The following is a 16,505-nucleotide window of genomic DNA, read 5'->3' as shown; positions in this document are numbered from 1 at the left end:
TCTGTCAGGTGGATAGGTGCGGGGTCGAGGGAAGACCCGCACCAGATGGCTCGCCTCCGGGACCGCTCAGATCGTGCCCATGGGAGCCGCAAAAAGATCAGAAGGGGGTGCTTTATGGCCCGCAATACTCTGCCATCGATTACCGCCGGCGAAGCCGGCCTGAACCGCTATCTGGATGAAATCCGCAAGTTTCCAATGCTGGAGCCGCAGCAGGAATACATGCTTGCCAAGCGCTATGCCGAGCATGGCGACCGTGATGCCGCCCATCAGCTGGTGACGAGCCATCTGCGTCTCGTGGCCAAGATCGCCATGGGCTATCGCGGCTACGGCCTGCCGATCGGCGAAGTCGTGTCCGAAGGCAATGTCGGCCTGATGCAGGCGGTCAAGAAATTCGATCCGGAACGCGGCTTCCGTCTGGCCACCTATGCCATGTGGTGGATCAAGGCTTCGATCCAGGAATATATCCTGCGCTCGTGGTCTCTGGTGAAGATGGGCACGACAGCCAACCAGAAGCGCCTGTTCTTCAACCTGCGCCGCCTGAAAGGCCGCATCCAGGCCATTGACGAAGGCGATCTGAAGCCGGACCAGGTCAAGGAGATCGCCACCAAGCTGAACGTCTCCGAGGAAGAAGTCGTTTCGATGAACCGCCGCCTGTCCGGCGATGCCTCGCTGAACGCGCCGATCCGGGCGACCGAAGGCGAATCCGGTCAGTGGCAGGACTGGCTGGTGGATGACCATGACAGCCAGGAAGACGTGCTGATCGAGCAGGACGAGCTGGAAACCCGCCGCCGCCTTCTGGAAAAGGCGCTTGGCGTGCTGAACGAGCGTGAACGCCGCATCTTCGAGGCACGCCGCCTTGCCGAAGATCCTGTCACGCTGGAAGAGCTCTCCGCCGAGTTCGACATCAGCCGCGAGCGCGTGCGCCAGATCGAAGTGCGCGCCTTCGAGAAGGTGCAGGAGGCCGTGCAGAAGGAAGCTCTCGCACAGGCCAAGGCACTGCGCGTCGTCGACGCGTAAGACCTGCCTGACCCTTCGAGCCAACGGCAAGCCGCCCCTCCGGGCGGCTTTTTCCGTTATGGCTGCGCGAGACCGCCCGGTGCCGGCTACTCGCTGGAAAGCTGCTGGCGCGAAAAGGCGACGAGCATGAGGGTCCCAAGCACCGCCAGCCAGCCGGCCAGCATGGCAAGGCCAAGCAGGCCTGCCTCGACAGAAGCCTGCGAGAACAGCCAGTCACGCAGCGCCTGCGCGCCATAGGCCGGCAGCGGAATGCCGTCGCTGTCCGAACCGAGATAGACCTGCAGCAGCGAACTGCCGATCGCAAGCAGGAAGGTGGGGATGACGGCCCCCATTAGCGAGCGTGTGGCGACGACAAGGACGAAGGCCAGCGCTGTCAGGACCGCCAGTTCGAGCAGCGCGATCGCAAACGCTGCCGCCAGCAAGGGGAGCGACGCCAGCCGCACGATGACGCCCGCAAGGCCCATACCATTGGCGATGGACAGCATGGCGTTCAGCACCATGTCGCCAAGCACGGCAACAACCAGACCGGCTGAGATCGCCCCGAGGCAGAGGATGAACTTGACGGCAAGAAGCCGGCCACGCGCGTGGCGCGGCACCAGCAGCCGCCAGGTAGCGAAGCGATATTCCAAGGAGAGCACGGAGGCCGTGCCGAAGGCATAGAGCAGATGGCCCATGGAATTGCCGGAAAGCCCCATGGCGTGCGCCGCCGAGAGAAGCAGATCGACAGGCGCATCATCGTGGCGGCCGGTCCGCATGAGGACCAGCCCCTCCATCAAAAGCTTGAACAGGATGGACAGGAGCGGCACCGACAGGAAGCCCCAGAACAACAGCGAGGGCTGGCGCATCAGCTTCAGCCATTCACCGGAGAGAAGCCCTCTCATGGCGCAACCTCGCGCGTCTGCGACAGAAAGACAGTTTCGAGGTCCGGCTTCACCCATTTGGCCTCGTGGATACGGATGCCAGCAACCGCCAGCGTCCGGATGAGGTCCGGCACCTCCGCCTCCTCCACTCGCACGAAGAGGCCCCCCTCACCCGGTTCACCGCGCCCGGCAAGGGCGTGCATGACGCGCTCCGGCTCGTCCACCTTCAGCCAGAAGCGGCCCTGCCGGTCGAGAAGCTCGGCCACCGCGCCTTCGGCGGCAAGGCGGCCACGGCGAAGAATGGCGACGCGGTCGCAGACGCGCTCCACCTCGTCCAGCAGATGGCTGGACAAAAGGACTGTGATGCCCTCGCGCCGGGCGAGATCCAGAAGCAGCGCGCGCATCTCCAGAATGCCGTCGGGATCGAGCCCGTTGGTCGGCTCGTCGAGGATCACGGCCTCCGGCTGAGAGACGAGAGCACAGGCGATGCCGAGCCGCTGCTTCATGCCGAGCGAAAAACCGGACACCTTCTTGTCGGCGGCCCGGACGAGATCGACGCGCGAAAGGACCGGCGCGACCCGATCTATCGTGCCCGCCTGCCGGGCAAACATCTCCAGATGTTCGCGGGCGGTCAGGAAGGGATAGAAGGAGGGTGACTCGATCAGCATGCCGATCCGGCGCCGGCTTTGCGGACCTGCCTCTTCGCCAAACAGGGAAACCCCACCGCGATCCGGCCGCACCAGGCCAGCGATGATGCGTAAAAGGGTGCTCTTGCCTGCGCCATTCGGCCCGAGCAGGCCATAGACACAGCCCCTGGGAATGGAAAGCGTCAGGTCGTCCAGCGCCTTGATGCTCGCGGCACCGAAACCGAAAGCCTTGCCGATGGATTTCACCTCGATCGCCGGCTCTTGTCCCTCAGCCACCGCCATGGTCCACCTGCTCTTCGCCTCGATAGCCGGTGATCCACGGCAAGCGCGGCTTTTGTGTGGTCGCGGACGCCCAATCCGGAAACGACTGGATCCGCCGGAGAGGTCTCCGGCGGATCCAGGAAAACAGTCTTGAAAAGGATTACTGGCCCTGTGGCGGCGAGAGCGCGGCCCAGCCGCGGATCGCCTCGTCGAAGGCCTTGATGCCTTCCGGTCCCTTCTGCAGCGTCAGCAGCGCACGACGTCCTGTTCCATAGATGATCGGCACGTCCAGCCAGTTGCGCGACTTGAGCAGGTCCATGTTGCGGGCGCGGGCATCCGGGAAATCGTTGAGTGCGATCATGTGGAAGTCCGGCGTGATCTTGGCCGGCACGGCCACCAGCGGATCGCCACGGTCCTGCTCGCTCTGCTTCATCGAGATGCGCTGCACGCTTTCGATCGAGCCGCCTTCGAAATTCGGCGGCAAGGAGAAGACAAACTCCACAAGATGGCTGGCCGGCAGCGAAGGATCGGTGTTGCGCTTGAAGGTCAGCAGCGCCGTCATGCCCCGCTCGGGCACGCTGATGCGACCCTGCACGACCGGCTGCGGCTTGCCGTCATCGCCGGTCTCGTTCTGCAGCGACCAGGTCACGGTGCCGGCGATCGAGGTCAGCGAGGACTGGCCGATCTTTTCCTCGTAGAGGAAGATCTTCTCGCCGGCTGCGGCGGGCGTTGCTGCCGGCGGCGTGCCGGCTGCCGGTGCGGCGGGCGCTGCCGGGTTTGCAGGCGCAGACTGTGCGGTTGCGCCTGCGGCGGGTGCATCGGCACCAGCGGCCGGCGGGCTCGCCTGCGCAATCGACTGGCCTGGCGCCCCAACGGACGGCCCCCCCGGGCCCGTATCCACTTCCGTGCCGTTGGCGAGAAGCCGCTGGGTGAACTTCGTCGGACCGGCATTCGCACTGGCGGCCGGCGCATTGGCCGGTGCCGGGGTCGCGCCGTTGCCGGCGGCCGGTGCGGCGGCCGTCGTTGCGCCCTGCGTGGCAGCAGGCGTCTTGGCCGGTTCGACCGGAGGCTGGATGGCGCCACCGGTGACATTCTCGACCAGTTCGTCGAGTGTGGTGCGGTTCTTCCACACCGCAAATCCGCCGCCGGCCACCAGGCAGAGCCCCACCACGGCAAGCAGGATCTTGCCATAGCTGCGCTTCGGCTTCGGCTGCACCCGGTAGGGGCGCGTCGGCATGGTCATGCCGGCCAGGTCTTCTTCATCCGGCGGCCCATCGGCAGCGCGGGCAGCCTTCGCCTCGCCATCGCGGTCATAGCCGATCAACTGCTCCAGATCATTCCATGGATCGCCGGCGGCCGCAGCGGCCGGAGCAGCCGGCTTCGGTTCCACCTTGGCCTTGGCCTGTGCATTGAGCGGCTGAAGATAGGTCGCCAGGGGATCATGCGGCTCCGGCTCGGCCGCGCTCCTGGCTTTGGTCGCCGCAGTGGCAGGGAAATCCGGGAAGCCGGTCACCGCCGGCATTTCCACATGCGCTTCGGCACGGGCGGGCTCGTCGAAATGGGCCTCGAACAGTTCGGCCGCTTCGCGGTCATCAAGACCTGCCGCGCGCGCCGGCGTTTCGACGGAAGCAGCGGTCACGCTTTCCCAGCTCTGGTCCTGTTTCCAGCTTGTATCTTCCGGCCAATGCGAGGTCGCGGCAGACTGCGCGTGATCGTCTGCGCCTGCATCATGGGCAGGCAAATCCTGATGCGCGGAGGCATGCCAGGCATGATCGGCAGGCAACGCCTCCGCATGGCTCGTGGCTGCCACCTCGGGCTCGTCGGAGCCAAGCGGTTCCTCGGCAATGCTCGGCGCAGTCGACGGCGCGTCGGGCCAGACCGGCGTTGCCAGCGAGCGCGGACGCTGCGGGCCATCATAGACAGGATAGACAGGCTCCGGACGCTCCGGCATCGCCAGCGGCGGTTCCGGCATCCGCGACGCATCGGCTCGCGCAAAGGGCGCGTAGGCCGGTTCGTCATCGGCAAAGGGGTCGCCCGATACGGCGGACACCGGCTGGCCGAACGGCGTGTCGCGACCATTAGGGCCGGAGAACTGCGCTGGAGCCGGCGCCAGGTCGTCGTGTTCAGGCTCGAACCCACGCGATGGCTCTTCAGCCACCTCGGCCGGCGGCGCATAATCCACCGAAACGGCTTCGGATGCATCGGCATAGGCCGGAGAATAGGATGGCTCCTCCGGCTCGACCCGGACAGGCTCGACCCGGACAGGCGCGGCCCATACGGGCTCCTCGTGGCGCGCCTCCCCGAAGACAGCCTGCGAAACGGGCGCCTCTGGCTCCGGCCGCACGGGCGCAGTCTCGGCCTCATCGGCATAGGCGCGATCGTACCCGGCAGCGGAAGTCTCCTCCCGCGCATCGTTGACGGGCGCATCGTGGGCGGTCGGCTCCACGTGCTGCGGGGCAGAATCATAGGCATCCTGCTCTGCCGGTGCAAAATCCCGCTGCGGTTCGGCGTCAGGCGCTGCGACCGGATCGACATGGGCGGATGGCGCAGGCGCGGCATAGACCGGCTCATGCTGCGGCTCTGGCTCGACAGCCGTCTGGGGCTGCGCGGGAAAGGCAAGCGCAGCGGGCGCGGGCTCGTCCAGGGCAGGCAAGGCTTCCGCATGTTCGGCCTCGACCTCCCGGATCGCGGCCTCCAGCTTTTCCATCTGGCGACGCAGCATGTCATCCGTCGGGCGCGGCTTCATGTTCTCCAGCTGCCGCTGGACGGCGCCGCGTGCCTTTTCGTAAACCCGGATGCGCATCTCGGGTGTATTGTTCGCCAGCCCGTCCACGGCCCGGCGAATAACCGCTACAAAATCAGCCATTGATACTTTCTCTTGATCACCGGCTCGACGGCCGAGTGAAAAGGTAGATAGCGCTGAACCTTAGTCTTCAAACGGGTCGGTCACAAGTATGGTGTCGTCCCGCTCCGGGCTGGTGGACAACAGCGCCACCGGGGCCCCGATCAGCTCTTCCACCTGACGCACATACTTGATTGCCTGCGCCGGCAGATCCGCCCATTTGCGGGCGCCGACGGTCGATTCCTTCCAGCCTTCCAGCGTGATGTAGATCGGCTCGACGCGGGCCTGCGCAGCCTGCGCGGCCGGCAGATAATCGATCTCCTGACCGTCCAGCCTGTAGCCGACGCAGATCTTCAACTCGTCGAGACCATCGAGAACGTCGAGCTTGGTGAGCGCGATGCCGGTGATGCCGTTGGTGGCGACCGACTGGCGCACGAGCGCCGCGTCGAACCAGCCGCAGCGGCGCTTGCGGCCCGTCACGGTGCCGAATTCATGGCCCTTTTCGCCGAGGAACTGGCCGATCTCGTCCTTCAGCTCGGTCGGGAACGGGCCTTCGCCAACGCGCGTCGTGTAGGCCTTGGTGATGCCGAGGATATAGCCGAGCGCGCCCGGGCCCATGCCGGAGCCGGCGGCCGCCTGACCGGCCACCGTGTTGGACGAAGTGACGAAGGGATAGGTACCATGGTCGATGTCGAGCAGCGAGCCCTGCGCGCCCTCGAACAGGATGCGCGCGCCCTTGCGGCGCTCCTTGTCCAGCATGTTCCACACCGAATCCATGAAGGGCAGCACCTGGTCGGCGATGGAGGTCAGTTCCTCCATGATCGTCTTGTGCTCCACTTCGGCGGCACCGAAGCCGCGGCGCAGCGCGTTGTGATGGGTGAGGATCCGCTCGACCTTGCCTTCCAGCGCGTCGAGATCGGCGAGATCCATGACGCGGATCGCACGGCGGCCGACCTTGTCCTCATAGGCCGGGCCGATGCCGCGGCGGGTGGTGCCGATCTTGGTGCCGCTGTTGGTGGCAGCATCTTCGCGCATGCCGTCCAGTTCGCGGTGCAGGGAGAGAATCAGCGTGGCATTTTCGGCGATGCGCAGATTGGCCGGGGTCACTTCGACGCCCTGCACCTTCAGGCGGCCGATTTCGGCGATCAGCGCATGCGGATCGACGACAACGCCATTGCCGATCACGGCCATCTTGCCCGGACGCACGACGCCAGACGGCAGAAGCGAGAGCTTGTAGCTCACGCCATCGATGACCAGGGTGTGGCCCGCATTGTGACCGCCCTGGAAGCGCACCACGATATCGGCGCGCTCGGAGAGCCAATCGACAATCTTGCCCTTGCCCTCGTCACCCCATTGCGAACCGACTACCACGACATTCGTCATATCTTAGCTTTCCTGCTCCGTCGCGAGGCCTCTGGCACCCGCCCAAACCGGCGCATCTATACTGTGTCATTTACGGGAATGCGACCCGTTTGTGACCTTTTCGCCCGTTTTTGCGTGACAGGCCCGCACATCAGCGTTTATTGCGGCAACAAAACGACCGGAAGGCACCGATCTTTCGCGTCAGGTCCGGGAGGGACGCCTTGCATATCAAAGCCTATGCCTACCTCATCGTCGCGACGCTCTGCTGGGGCGGCAATGCCGTGGTGGGCAAGCTCGCCGTCGGACATGTGAGCCCGATGATGCTGACGATGTGGCGCTGGGCGCTGGCCTCAGCCATCATTTTCGCCATCTCGCTGCCGCAACTGAAGCGCGACTGGCCGGTGGCCAAGAGGCATCTGCCGGTGCTGATCTTCCTCGGCGCGGTGGGCTATACCACCTTCAACGTGCTGCTTTACAGCGCCGTGCACTACACCACCGCGATCAACGTCACGATCGAGCAGGCCGGCATTCCCTTCCTGATCTTCCTCGCCAATTTCATCCTGTTTCGCATCCGTGTCTCGCTAGCGCAGGTTCTTGGCTTTTCTCTGACGCTGGTCGGCGTGGCGCTGACAGCCTCGCATGGCGACCTGAAGACGCTTCTTTCGCTCTCCGTCAATTTCGGCGACGGGCTGATGCTGATCGCGGTCGCGGCCTATGCCGCCTATACGATTGCGCTGCGCTGGCGGCCGCAGGTGGACTGGCGCACGCTGATGGCGATCCCGGCCCTGGCAGCGCTTGTCTGCACGCTGCCGCTGGTCGCCTGGGAACAGGCGCGCAACACGATGATGTGGCCGGATGCACCGGGATGGATCGCAGTGCTCTACACAGCCGTCTTTGCCTCACTGGTGGCGCAGATCTTTTATGTGCAGGGCATCATCCATATCGGTGCCAACCGCGCCGGCCTGTTCATCAACCTGGTGCCGGTCTTCGGAACCCTGTTGTCGGTGGTGATCATCGGAGAGGAACTGCACCTCTTCCACGTGGTCGCGCTGGTGCTGGCGCTCGGCGGCATCGCCCTTGCCGAACGCGGAAAACCGGCGGAACGATAATCCCGCCGGTTGCTGGGTTTGACAGGCCGCGGCGGCTCAGGCGCCGGGCATGCGGTTGTCCAGAACCATGGTGCCGTTCTCGCTGTCGAGCACCAGAACCCGTTGCATGAAACCATCGGCGTCCATGAGATAGCCGATGCGAAGGCTGTCTTTCGGCGCACCACGGCGAATCATCTCGTCCTGCTTGATGCGGGCGCAATCGGTGCAGAGGCCGGCAGGCGCGCGATCCCCGGCAAAGCCGTCGAAATAGGAATCCAGCGCGCCAAAACTTTCGTTGACGGCGATGTTGAGGCTCTGCACCGCGGCATAATCCGTCTCGTAGGGTTTTGGCGCGGGCTTGACCGAGGCGACCGCCGCCTGCGGCATCACCCCATGAAAGGCGGAGCGTGCCAGGCCACCCGGCCCCGCGGCCTCGGCCATGCCGGCGATGGAAACGGTCAGTCCCAAGATCGCTGCAGTCAGGAAAGAGGTCTTCATCATGGTCGCCCTGTCGTGTCGAACGGCGTTCTCACCGTTTCGTTTCGGTTCAACGACCCTTGTCTTCCGGGTCGCCCGGAGCCTCTGCTCCAGCCATGGCACAGCTATAATCCCTTTCTTTTTGAAGGGCGTTTAAGCGGATGGCCGCAATTTTAGCGAAACCCGATTTTTTCCCGAATCGAGAATGAGCACAGGCGGCAGTCTGAAAGCGCGCGCAAAAAGGCAACGAGCCGCACGGAATTTGGCGCTTTTCGCATGCGCTCAGATTGGCTTATCGAGGGAGGGTCGCAGAAGGAGAACCGCCATGGGTGAGGCAAAGCGCAAGCCGTTTTACTGGAACGAACTCAACACGCATGATTTTGCAGCCCTTGCGCCGGACACGACGATCGCGGTGCTGCCGATCGCCTCCACCGAGCAGCACGGACCACATCTGCCGATCGCCACCGACGTTGCCATCGCCAACGGCATGCTGGCGGAATTGCAGCGGCAATTGCCTGAGGATCTCGACATCCTGGTGCTGCCCACCCAGGAAATCGGCAAGGCGAACGAACACATCTATGGCCCCGGCACGCTCTCGCTCGGCGCCGACATCCTCATCCCTGCCTGGACGGCGATCGGCGGCAAGGTGGCGGAAGCGGGCCTGCGCAAGATGGTGATCGTCAATTCGCATGGCGGCAATCTCGATATCATGAACATCGTGGCGCGCGAGATCCGCGTGCGGTTCGGCATGGCGGTCGTTGCCACCCAATGGGCGCGCTTCGGCCATCCCGATGGCATGATCAGCGCGCACGAACAGGCCTTCGGCATCCATGGCGGCGAAGTGGAAACATCGCTGATGCTGCATTTCCGCCCCGAGTTGGTGCGGATGGACAAGGCCGAGGATTTCCGCTCGCGGGCGGAGGAGATGAAGGCGCAGTCCCGCTTCCTGCAGCCGCTGCCCCCGCATTCGCTCGCCTGGATCGCCCACGATCTCAACCCGCATGGCGTGGTCGGCAATGCGAGTGCCGGCACCGCCGAGAAGGGGGCCGCCATCTGCCGCCATCAGGTGGCGGGCTTCATCGAACTGCTGCGCGATCTCGAACGCTATCCGCTGTCCAATCTCTACAGCCGCTGACAGCCGCAGGCCTCAGCGCGTCTGCTCGTCCCGCAGGCCTGCCGCGCCGCCCGCCTGGCGCGGCACATGGCCCTTCGCCTCCAGTTCGGCGACCTGCTGGCCAAGCTCGGCCAGCAGGAATTCGATGAACAGGCTCGCCGCCGCATCGAGCGTCGCCCGCGCCCGGGTAAAAATCTTCATCGGCTGGTGCCGGCGACAGGATTCCGACAGAGGCCGGAACACCAGTTCGCCGCGCCGGCATTCGCCCAGCACATCGAGCGGATTGAGGAAGGTCAGGCCTGTCCCGCGCTTGACCAGATGGCGCAGCGTTTCCGGCGCGCCGGTTTCCACCACTGGCTCCACCGGCACCGGCAGCGGCGCCAGGATGAGGTTGATCATGGTGCGCAGGCTCATGCCGGGCTGGGCGAGCACCAGCGGCTCCTGCACCACCTTGGCAAGATCGATCGGCCCTTCATCCTGCGCCAGCCGATGATCGGGCGGCAGCACGACGCCGATCGGAATATCGAAGCTTGCCAGCGTCCGGAGGCCCGGCGTCGCCGGAATGTTGAAGCCGATGCCGATCTCAACCTCGCCCGACAGCACCGGATTGGCGGTGGTGGTGGCGCCATCGATGGCAAGCTGGATGCGGATGCGCGGATGCCGCTCCACGAAGCGCGCCACGATCTCCGGCATCGGCCCTGCGGCCAGACCGACCGTCGACACCATCGAGACGCGGCCGGCCTGCGGCATCTTCAGGCCGCGCACCCGGGTTTCCAGCTTGTCATAAGCCTTCAGCACCTCGCGGATATGCTCGATACACAATTCGCCCGCAGCCGTCAGGCGCAGGCCGCGCGGCATGCGCTCGAAGATCGGCACGCCGAGTTCCTCCTCCAGCGCCAGAATCTGGCGGTTGATGGCAGAGGAGGCGACATTCAGCCGGGCCGCCGCCTTGCGGATGGAGCCGCAGCGGGCAATTTCATCGATATACTGGAGCTTGCGGGAGTGCAGCATCGGAAGTCCATTGCTTAAATTTTGTCCATGGCGCACACTTTATGCAAGCCTGCAGCCAGCGCTGCCTGAAAGGCATCAATCCGTGCGAATTTTGATGCTTTTCAAAGCGCGAAAGCAATGGCTGAAATGGAAAAAAAGGATGGCGCAGGGACGCGCCACACCACAACAAGGGAACGGTCGGATGGAACAGCTGCGAAAGACACACGCATATCTGGCAGGCCTGGCGCTTGCCTTCGGCCTTGCCGCCGCCGGGTCGGCACATGCGCTGGATGAGGTTTCCTATGGCACCAACTGGCTGGCCCAGGCGGAGCATGGCGGCTTCTATCAGGCGGTTGCCGACGGCACCTACGAAAAATACGGCCTGAAGGTGAAGATCGTGCAGGGCGGCCCGAACGCCGCCAACCGTGCGCTGCTGATTGCCGGCAAGGTGGATTTCTACATGGGCGGGCCGCTGGGCGACATGGACGCCGTCAAGGAAGGCATTCCGATGGTGTCGGTCGCCTCCATCTTCCAGAAGGACCCGCAGGTCCTGCTCGCCCATCCCGGTGTCGGCGTCGACAAGTTCGAGGATCTGGCCAAGCTCGACACCATCTTCATGGGCAAGGACGGCTACGTCACCTACTTCGAATGGATGAAGAAGAACTTCAAGGGTTTTCGCGAGAACCAGTACAAGCCCTACACCTTCAACCCGGCGCCGTTCATCGCCGACAAGAAGTCCGCGCAGCAGGGCTACCTGACCTCCGAGCCCTATGAGATCGAAAAGCAGGCCGGCTGGGCACCGAAGGTCTTCCTGCTCGCCGATGCCGGCTACAGCCCCTATTCCACGATGATCACCACCACGCAGGGGATGATCGACAAGAAGCCGGATGTGGTGCAGCGCTTCGTCGATGCCTCGATCGAGGGCTGGTACAATTACATCTACGGCGACAACAAGAAGGCGAACGACCTGATCAAGAAGGACAATCCGGAAATGACCGATGGTCAGATCGCCTATTCCATCGCCAAGATGAAGGAATACGGCATCCTGGAATCCGGCGATGCGCTGACCAAAGGCATCGGCTGCATGACGGACGCCCGCTACAAGCAGTTCTTCGATGAAATGGTCTCGATCGGCGTCGAGCCGAAGGACCTCGACTACAAGAAGGCCTACACCACCAAGTTCGTCTGCAAGGGCGTGGGCATGGCGCTGAAGAAGTAAGGGGATCGGTATCGCTCGGCGGTGCGCAATGACCTCCTCTGTCCGGCAGGACAGAGGAGGTGAGACGCCCTTACCTTCCGGAAGAACACCGAAGGCCCGCCCTTTGATCGCGTGACGGAATGACAGATTTGCAATCGCTCGACATACCGCCCGGCTCCTCCCACAAGCGTCCGCTGGTGGTGATGCGCAACGTTTCCAAGAGCTTTTCCAGCGGCACGCTGGCGCTCTCCGACATGTCGCTGACCGTCGAGGGCGGCGAATTCGTCAGCCTGCTCGGGCCGTCTGGCTGCGGCAAATCAACGGCGCTCAGGATCATCGCGGGCCTCGGCGACACGACAACCGGCACCATCGACTGGCCGGCCTCGCGCATCAATGTAAGGGGACTGCCGGAAGGCGATATCTCCTTCGTCTTCCAGGAACCGACCCTGATGCCGTGGCAGACGGTGTTCGGCAATGTCTACCTGCCGCTGCGCCTGCGTGGGGTTTCGAGGGCCCATGCTGCCGATGCCATCATGACGGCACTGGACACCGTCGGCCTCAAGGATTTCGCGAAGGCCTATCCGCGCGAACTGTCCGGCGGCATGAAGATGCGCGTCTCGATCGCCCGCGCGCTGGTGACGAAGCCGAAGCTGCTGTTGATGGACGAGCCCTTTGCCGCGCTCGACGAAATCACCCGCCAGAAGCTGAACGATGACGTGCTTAAGCTGTGGCGGGATACCGGCATCACGGTCATCTTCGTCACCCACTCCGTGTTCGAGAGCGCCTATCTGGCGAACCGCATCGTGGTGATGAAGGCAAGGCCCGGCCGCGTGCATGCGGATTTTCCGTTGCAGACCAGCCTCGAACGGGGGCCGCTCTACCGCGCCTCGGAAGACTATCGCGCGGCCTGCGAAAAGGTGTCGGCCGCCCTTCTCGACGCCATGGGCGGCGAAGCCATGGAGATGCACTGATGAGCACGGCCTCTCCCGTCCCGACCGCCGCTTCCGCCGCGAAAAACCGCGAAACGCTGCTGCGTATCCTGATCCCGATCCTTGTCGTCGTGGCGCTGGTGGTCCTCTGGCAGGTGCTGGTGACCGCAACCGGCGTGCCGCAATATATCCTCCCCGGCCCCGGCGCCGTGGCGCAGTCCCTCGTCAAGGACTGGGGCACGCTCGCACCGGCGCTGTGGGTGACGACGCAGATCACCATGGCCGCCCTTGGCCTGGCGCTCATCGGCGGCGTCGGGATTGCCATCTTCCTCATCCAGTCGAAATGGATCGAGACGGCCTTCTATCCGATCGCGGTGATCCTGCAGGTCACGCCGATCGTGGCGATCGCGCCGCTGATCCTCATCTATGCGCCAACCACGCAGGTTGCCCTCCTCATCTGCGCCTTCCTCGTCGCCTTCTTCCCCATTCTCTCCAACATGGTGCAGGGGTTGAAGAGCGTCGACCACAACCTCTTGAACCTGTTCGACCTTTACGGCGCCTCCCGCTGGCAGACGCTGATCTATCTGAAGCTGCCGGCCTCCCTGCCCTACTTCATGACGGGGCTCAGGATCGGCGGCGGACTGTCGCTGATTGCCGCCGTGGTCGCGGAATTTGCCGCCGGCTCCGCCGGTGCCGGATCCGGCCTCGCCTTCCGCCTGCTGGAAGCACAGTACCGATTGAACATCCCGCGCCTGTTTGCCGCCCTCGTGCTGCTCTCGGCGCTTGGCGTGGTGATCTTCGGCATCACCTCCTTCATTGCATGGCTTGGGCTGCACCGCTGGCACGAAAGCAGCGTCCGGAGAGAAAACTGATGGACTTCACCGATATTCCGAAGGCTCCGCACTTCGTTCTTGCCAATGCCACCCTGCCCGCCATTGCCGTGGAAGGCTTTGCGGCGCCGGCGAAGGAAGGCCTCGTATCCGCCGATCTGGTGATTGCCAACGGCCGCGTCGATGCCATCCTGTCTCCCGGCACGGCGCCCGCCGCCCTGCCGCGCACCGATCTGCGCGACGGCATGGTCTGGCCCTGCTTCGTCGACATGCACACCCATCTCGACAAGGGCCATATCTGGGAGCGCCGCCGCAACCCGGACGGCACATTCATGGGCGCGCTTGAAAATGTCGGCGCCGACCGCGCTGCCCGATGGACGGCGGAGGATGTGCGGGCGCGCATGGAATTTTCGCTGAAGACGGCCCATGCCCACGGCACCGGCCTGATCCGCACGCATCTGGACAGCCTGCCGCCGCAGCACCGCATTTCCTTCGAGGTGTTTTCCGAGATCCGCGAGGACTGGAAGGGCCGGATCGCCCTGCAGGCCGTCTCGCTGCTGCCTCTCGACGCGGTGCTGGACGAGACCGTGTTCGGCGACATTGTCGCGGTGACGAAACGCCATGGCGGCCTGCTGGGCGGAGCGACCCGCATCCTGCCCGACTTCGAAAAGATCCTGGAAACGTTGTTCCGCGCCGCCAGCGACAACGGCCTCGACATCGACCTGCATGTGGACGAGACCGAGGACAAGCAGGTCCTGACGCTGAAGACCATTGCGGAGATCAAGCTGAAGACCGGCTTTGAGGGCGCAGTCACCGTCGGGCATTGCTGCTCGCTGGCGAGACAGGACGACGAGCTCGCCAAACGCACCATCGACCTCGTGGCGGAGGCCGGGCTTTCGGTCGTGTCGCTGCCAATGTGCAACATGTATCTTCAGGACCGCCATGCCGGGCGCACGCCGCGCTGGCGGGGGGTGACGCTGTTTCACGAACTGGCGGCGGCCGGCGTGAAGACCGCCGTCTCTTCCGACAACACGCGCGATCCCTTCTATGCCTATGGCGATCTCGATGCCGTGGAAGTGTTTCGCGAGGCGGTGCGCATCCTGCATCTCGACCACCCGCTGGATGAGGCCGCCCGCGTCGTCACCACCACGCCGGCCGACATTCTGGGCCGGTCGGATCTCGGCCGCATCCGCGCCGGTGCACCCGCCGATCTCGTGCTGTTTTCGGCGCGCCGCTGGAGCGAATTCCTTTCCCGTCCGCAGGCGGACCGCATCGTGATGCGGAATGGCATGGGCATCGACCGCCGCCTGCCGGATTACCGTGACCTTGACCCGATCATGAGCGAGTGACGACATGGCCGATTACGCGAAAATCAAGCAGGAACTCGATGGCATCGCGGTGGAGGACAATCCGGCGCTGGTGCGCCAGAAGAGCCGGGATTTCTACTGGTATTCGCCGATCCTGAAGGCCGAGCTGGACAATGTCACCGCCGATCTCGTCGTCTCGCCGAAATCGGAGGAAGAGGTCATCCGCACGCTGAAGGTCGCGTTTGCGCATGGCGTGCCGGTCACGCCCCGCGGCGCCGGCACCGGCAATTACGGCCAGGCCATGCCGCTGTCCGGCGGCATCGTGCTGAACCTCATCAACATGAACAAGGTCAAGGAAATCCATCCCGGCCGCGTGATCTGCGAACCCGGCATCATCATCGCCGAACTGGACAAGCAGACAAAGGCGCATTCCGGCCAGGAACTGCGCTTCCACCCGTCGACGGCCCAGACCGCCACCATCGGCGGCTTCATCGCCGGCGGCTCCGGCGGCGTCGGCTCCATCCACTGGGGCGGCCTTCGCGATCTCGGCAATATCCTGCGCCTGCGCGTCGTCACCATGGAGGCCGAGCCGCGCGTGCTGGAACTGACCGCCTGGGATCTGCAGAAGGTCAGCCACGCCTATGGCACCAATGGCATCATCACCGAGGTGGAAATGCCGCTGGCCCCGGCCTATGACTGGGTAGACGTGCTGGTCGGCTATGACGACTTCATGGATGCGGTGCGCTTTTCCGACGTGCTGGCCCACAAGAACGGGCTGCTGCTGAAGGAGATCGCGCCGATCGCCGCCCCCATACCTTATGACTATTTCCCGCGCCACAAACCCTTCATCCGCCATCGCGGCCAGTCGATCGTGGTGGTGATGGTGGCGCCCCATTCCATTGATGCATTTACGGCGCTGACAGAGCGCATGAAGGGCGAAATCCTGTACCGCTCCGACAAGGTGGAGAGCATGAAGGGCATTCCGCATGCCTATGAACTTGCCTGGAACCACACGACGCTGCGCGCGCTGAAGGTCGATCCCACCTTCACCTATCTGCAGGTCCAGTATCCGAGCCCGGACCATGTGGCCAAGGTCGGCAAGATGGTGGAAATCTTCGGCGACGAAGTGCCCGGCCATCTCGAGTTCATCAAGTTCGACGGCAACATGCAATGCGCCGGCCTGCCGCTGGTGCGCTACACCACGAAGGAGCGGCTGGAGGAGATCATCAAGATCCACGAGGATCACGGCTGCCCGATCTTCAACCCGCACCGCTATACGCTGGAGGAAGGCGGCATGAAGCAGACCGACGAGGTGCAGCTTGCCTTCAAGAAGGAAACCGATCCGCAAGGGCTGCTGAACCCCGGCAAGATGATTGCCTGGGAGAACCCGAGCTTCGATTTCAAGGCGGGCAAGAACTATCTGTTTCCCGGTTTGCAGGCTTTTGCGGAAGCGGGGGAGTGAGGATCGCACAGGCTGCGGCTGGGGCTCCCCCTCACCCGGCCTCCGCTTCGCTCGGCCACCCTCTCCCCAAGGGGAGAGGAGAACCGCAAACGGTACGGCCCATCCCTTCTCCCCTCGGGGA

Annotated in this window: 14 protein-coding genes; 8 read left to right on the top strand and 6 right to left on the bottom strand. The window is 64.2% G+C overall.

The features are described from left to right. The first annotated feature begins 114 nt into the window (after positions 1 to 114). Positions 115 to 1,017, top strand: coding sequence for an RNA polymerase sigma factor RpoH (gene rpoH, locus FNA46_RS18725; RefSeq protein WP_143126733.1), 903 nt, complete (start codon positions 115 to 117; stop codon positions 1,015 to 1,017). Positions 1,018 to 1,103: 86 nt separating this feature from the next. Here rpoH and FNA46_RS18720 read toward each other — a convergent pair whose 3' ends face one another. The 4 genes from FNA46_RS18720 to FNA46_RS18705 all read right to left on the bottom strand — a co-directional run bounded on the left by FNA46_RS18720 (position 1,104) and on the right by FNA46_RS18705 (position 7,010). Continuing rightward, positions 1,104 to 1,898, bottom strand: coding sequence for a hypothetical protein (locus FNA46_RS18720; protein ID WP_143126732.1), 795 nt, complete (start codon positions 1,896 to 1,898; stop codon positions 1,104 to 1,106). Then, a complete protein-coding gene (locus FNA46_RS18715; protein ID WP_246103205.1) occupies positions 1,895 to 2,800 on the bottom strand; it encodes an ABC transporter ATP-binding protein in 906 nt (301 codons plus the stop codon). Before FNA46_RS18715 ends, FNA46_RS18720 begins: the two co-directional genes overlap by 4 nt. Positions 2,801 to 2,945: 145 nt before the next feature. Further along, positions 2,946 to 5,651: a hypothetical protein gene (locus FNA46_RS18710; protein WP_143126730.1), complete on the bottom strand. Its 2,706-nt coding sequence runs from the start codon at positions 5,649 to 5,651 to the stop codon at positions 2,946 to 2,948. 60 nt (positions 5,652 to 5,711) lie between these two features. Next, positions 5,712 to 7,010 carry an adenylosuccinate synthase gene (locus tag FNA46_RS18705; protein ID WP_143126729.1) on the bottom strand — a complete coding sequence of 433 codons (1,299 nt, stop codon included), beginning with the start codon at positions 7,008 to 7,010 and terminating at the stop codon, positions 5,712 to 5,714. A 200-nt stretch (positions 7,011 to 7,210) separates the two neighbouring features. Here FNA46_RS18705 and FNA46_RS18700 point away from each other — a divergent pair, with 200 nt between their 5' ends. Next, positions 7,211 to 8,098 (top strand): DMT family transporter, encoded by an 888-nt coding sequence (locus tag FNA46_RS18700; RefSeq protein ID WP_143126728.1) that lies wholly within the window; start codon positions 7,211 to 7,213, stop codon positions 8,096 to 8,098. Positions 8,099 to 8,134: 36 nt separating this feature from the next. Here FNA46_RS18700 and FNA46_RS18695 read toward each other — a convergent pair whose 3' ends face one another. Continuing rightward, positions 8,135 to 8,578: a transglutaminase-like cysteine peptidase gene (locus FNA46_RS18695; RefSeq protein ID WP_143126727.1), complete on the bottom strand. Its 444-nt coding sequence runs from the start codon at positions 8,576 to 8,578 to the stop codon at positions 8,135 to 8,137. A 301-nt stretch (positions 8,579 to 8,879) separates the two neighbouring features. Here FNA46_RS18695 and FNA46_RS18690 point away from each other — a divergent pair, with 301 nt between their 5' ends. Then, positions 8,880 to 9,689 carry a creatininase family protein gene (locus tag FNA46_RS18690; RefSeq protein ID WP_143126726.1) on the top strand — a complete coding sequence of 270 codons (810 nt, stop codon included), beginning with the start codon at positions 8,880 to 8,882 and terminating at the stop codon, positions 9,687 to 9,689. A 12-nt stretch (positions 9,690 to 9,701) separates the two neighbouring features. Here the strand turns inward: FNA46_RS18690 and FNA46_RS18685 are convergent, their stop codons facing one another. Then, positions 9,702 to 10,679: a LysR family transcriptional regulator gene (locus FNA46_RS18685; RefSeq protein ID WP_143126725.1), complete on the bottom strand. Its 978-nt coding sequence runs from the start codon at positions 10,677 to 10,679 to the stop codon at positions 9,702 to 9,704. A 181-nt stretch (positions 10,680 to 10,860) separates the two neighbouring features. Between FNA46_RS18685 and FNA46_RS18680 the strand changes: the two genes are divergently transcribed. From FNA46_RS18680 to FNA46_RS18660, 5 genes are all read left to right on the top strand, one after another. Next, entirely contained in the window at positions 10,861 to 11,877 is a 1,017-nt protein-coding gene (locus tag FNA46_RS18680; protein ID WP_143126724.1) for an ABC transporter substrate-binding protein, read from the top strand. 119 nt (positions 11,878 to 11,996) lie between these two features. Beyond that, positions 11,997 to 12,827 (top strand): ABC transporter ATP-binding protein, encoded by an 831-nt coding sequence (locus FNA46_RS18675; RefSeq protein ID WP_143126723.1) that lies wholly within the window; start codon positions 11,997 to 11,999, stop codon positions 12,825 to 12,827. Next, on the top strand, positions 12,827 to 13,657 hold the full coding sequence (locus FNA46_RS18670; RefSeq protein WP_143126722.1) for an ABC transporter permease: 831 nt from the start codon (positions 12,827 to 12,829) through the stop codon (positions 13,655 to 13,657). The genes FNA46_RS18675 and FNA46_RS18670 overlap by 1 nt, the downstream gene beginning before the upstream one ends. Continuing rightward, positions 13,657 to 14,964 (top strand): cytosine deaminase, encoded by a 1,308-nt coding sequence (locus FNA46_RS18665; protein WP_143126721.1) that lies wholly within the window; start codon positions 13,657 to 13,659, stop codon positions 14,962 to 14,964. Before FNA46_RS18670 ends, FNA46_RS18665 begins: the two co-directional genes overlap by 1 nt. 4 nt (positions 14,965 to 14,968) lie before the next feature. Continuing rightward, entirely contained in the window at positions 14,969 to 16,384 is a 1,416-nt protein-coding gene (locus FNA46_RS18660) for an FAD-binding oxidoreductase (RefSeq protein ID WP_143126720.1), read from the top strand. The last annotated feature ends 121 nt before the right edge of the window (positions 16,385 to 16,505 follow it).

Source organism: Affinirhizobium straminoryzae (assembly GCF_007004135.1).
Taxonomy (GTDB): Bacteria; Pseudomonadota; Alphaproteobacteria; order Rhizobiales; family Rhizobiaceae; genus Neorhizobium; species Neorhizobium straminoryzae.
Note: the sequence above shows the minus strand (reverse complement) of the source record. Positions and strands in the feature narration are given on the sequence as shown.

Coding starts and splice junctions, on each gene's coding strand:
- rpoH (WP_143126733.1), top strand. CDS start 115: ATGGCCCGCAATACTCTGCCATCGATTACCGCCGGCGAAGCCGGCCTG.
- FNA46_RS18720 (WP_143126732.1), bottom strand. CDS start 1,898: ATGAGAGGGCTTCTCTCCGGTGAATGGCTGAAGCTGATGCGCCAGCCC.
- FNA46_RS18710 (WP_143126730.1), bottom strand. CDS start 5,651: ATGGCTGATTTTGTAGCGGTTATTCGCCGGGCCGTGGACGGGCTGGCG.
- FNA46_RS18705 (WP_143126729.1), bottom strand. CDS start 7,010: ATGACGAATGTCGTGGTAGTCGGTTCGCAATGGGGTGACGAGGGCAAG.
- FNA46_RS18695 (WP_143126727.1), bottom strand. CDS start 8,578: ATGATGAAGACCTCTTTCCTGACTGCAGCGATCTTGGGACTGACCGTT.
- FNA46_RS18690 (WP_143126726.1), top strand. CDS start 8,880: ATGGGTGAGGCAAAGCGCAAGCCGTTTTACTGGAACGAACTCAACACG.
- FNA46_RS18685 (WP_143126725.1), bottom strand. CDS start 10,679: ATGCTGCACTCCCGCAAGCTCCAGTATATCGATGAAATTGCCCGCTGC.
- FNA46_RS18680 (WP_143126724.1), top strand. CDS start 10,861: ATGGAACAGCTGCGAAAGACACACGCATATCTGGCAGGCCTGGCGCTT.
- FNA46_RS18675 (WP_143126723.1), top strand. CDS start 11,997: ATGACAGATTTGCAATCGCTCGACATACCGCCCGGCTCCTCCCACAAG.
- FNA46_RS18670 (WP_143126722.1), top strand. CDS start 12,827: ATGAGCACGGCCTCTCCCGTCCCGACCGCCGCTTCCGCCGCGAAAAAC.
- FNA46_RS18665 (WP_143126721.1), top strand. CDS start 13,657: ATGGACTTCACCGATATTCCGAAGGCTCCGCACTTCGTTCTTGCCAAT.
- FNA46_RS18660 (WP_143126720.1), top strand. CDS start 14,969: ATGGCCGATTACGCGAAAATCAAGCAGGAACTCGATGGCATCGCGGTG.